The 1,907-nt window shown below is 44.8% G+C and carries 1 protein-coding gene; it reads left to right on the forward strand.

Annotated features, from left to right (window positions below):
* Positions 1-443 precede the first annotated feature (443 nt).
* On the forward strand, positions 444-1,835 hold the full coding sequence (gene ltrA / locus BLP57_RS17465) for a group II intron reverse transcriptase/maturase (RefSeq protein ID WP_092073613.1): 1,392 nt from the start codon (positions 444-446) through the stop codon (positions 1,833-1,835).
* Positions 1,836-1,907: the final 72 nt, after the last annotated feature.

A 1,907-nucleotide genomic window follows, 5' to 3' on the forward strand; every position in this document is an offset into this window, starting at 1 on the left:
TTATAGTGCGCCCGGCGGTGCACGTTTCTAACGGGTTAAAGTCCCGAATCCGCCCGGTAGTGGGAAGGATATAGCCGAAGGCAAGGGTGTCCACCGTGAGGTGGAATCTGAAGGAAGCCGGATGTGGGAACAGACTAACCACGGGCAAATCTCTGGTCTGACGAACAGAAATCTCATATAAGGTCATGCATGAGGGTAAGGCTGCTATACAAGTTGAAGCCCAATAACTACACGGAATCAAGTATGATAAATGAGGCAGATGGATGGAGAGGAAGAAACGTGTGGTACCCGGGGAGGTCTGTGAGGTATGCCTTGAAAGAGGTAACCATTGCATAAAGCAATGCTGAGCACACAGAAGTCAGCAGAGGTCATAGTAGCCGAAAGGTGAAGGACCGAATCAGTAGGAGTCTTGAATATAACAGGGAAAGGAGGAATGACTGATTATGACAGAAAACACAAACAGTGGCTGTTCGCAAAGAGATAGTGCGGAACATGAAGGGTATGCGAAAGCGTCAAGGTCATTCAATCGGATATGGAAAGAAAGAGACAGTGCACAGCCGAAACTCTTGGAAGCGATACTGTACAAAGATAATCTAAACAGAGCGTATAAAAGAGTGAAGGCGAACAAAGGAGCGGCAGGTATTGATGGAATGAGTATCGAAGAAACCCTGCCATATCTAAAGGAACATCAACAGGAACTGAAAAACCGGATACTCAGGGGAAAATATACTCCATCTCCAGTAAGGCGGGTTGAAATTCCAAAACCAGACGGTGGTGTGCGAAAGCTTGGCATACCAACGGTGATAGACCGTACCATCCAACAGGCAATAATGCAACAGTTAGTGCCAATCTATGAACCGCTGTTTGCAGATGGTAGCTTTGGCTATCGTCCGGGCAGAAGCACCAAAGACGCAATACTTAAAGTGAAGGAGTATGCAGAAAAAGGATACACTTATGCAGTATCCTTAGATTTATCGAAATACTTTGATACACTTAACCATGAAATCCTTATTAACTTACTACGCAAGACTGTAAAGGACGAACGGGTGGTACAGTTGATTAAGCGTTATCTGAAAAGCGGGGTAATGGAGAATGGAGTGGTGATGGAAACAGAGGAAGGTTCGCCACAAGGAGGAAACCTATCCCCACTACTGGCGAACATCTACCTCAATGAGTTTGACCAGGAGTTTGTAAAGAGAGGAGTCCCATGTATCCGATATGCAGATGACATTGTGCTCCTTGCGAAGAGCAAACGGGCATCGGAGAGACTTCTGGAAAGCAGTACGAAATATCTTGAAGAGAAGCTGAAACTCACAGTCAACAGAGAGAAAAGCCGTACTGTCAGCGTGTTTGCAATCCGAAATTTTAAGTTTCTTGGCTTTGCATTGGGAAGGAATGGAAACGGTATCTACGTTCGCGTTCATCCAAAGTCATGGAAGAAGTTTAAGTCGAGACTGAAAGAGTTATCTTCCCGTAAGTCTGTACAGTCAATCAAACCAAGCCTTGAGAAAATCAAGATATATGCAAGAGGATGGCTGAACTATTACGGAATAGCAAGCATGAAGAACAATATTGAAGATATCAACGGATGGCTCTATCATAGAATACGCATGTGTATATGGAAACAGTGGAAACTTCCAAGAACAAAGAAAAGAAATCTGATAAAGATGGGAGTACACGAATACTATGCGAACATGGCGGCAAACTGCCGAAGAGGACACTGGTATTGTGCGAATTTGACAACAGTTAAGAAAGCCATGACAAAAGAAAGACTGATAAACGGTGGCTTTTATGATTTAGCCACAGCCTATCAGTCTGTGCACATCAACTATTGAAACCGCCGTGTACCGAACGGTACGCACGGTGGTGTGAGAGGACGGGAGCTAATCACTCCCTCCTACTCGATT

The organism is Blautia sp. SF-50 (assembly GCF_900101315.1).
Classification (GTDB): domain Bacteria; phylum Bacillota; class Clostridia; order Lachnospirales; family Lachnospiraceae; genus Blautia_A; species Blautia_A fusiformis.

Bases quoted from the DNA above. Each gene is read 5' to 3' on its own strand.
- ltrA (WP_092073613.1), top strand. From the start codon at position 444: ATGACAGAAAACACAAACAGTGGCTGTTCGCAAAGAGATAGTGCGGAA.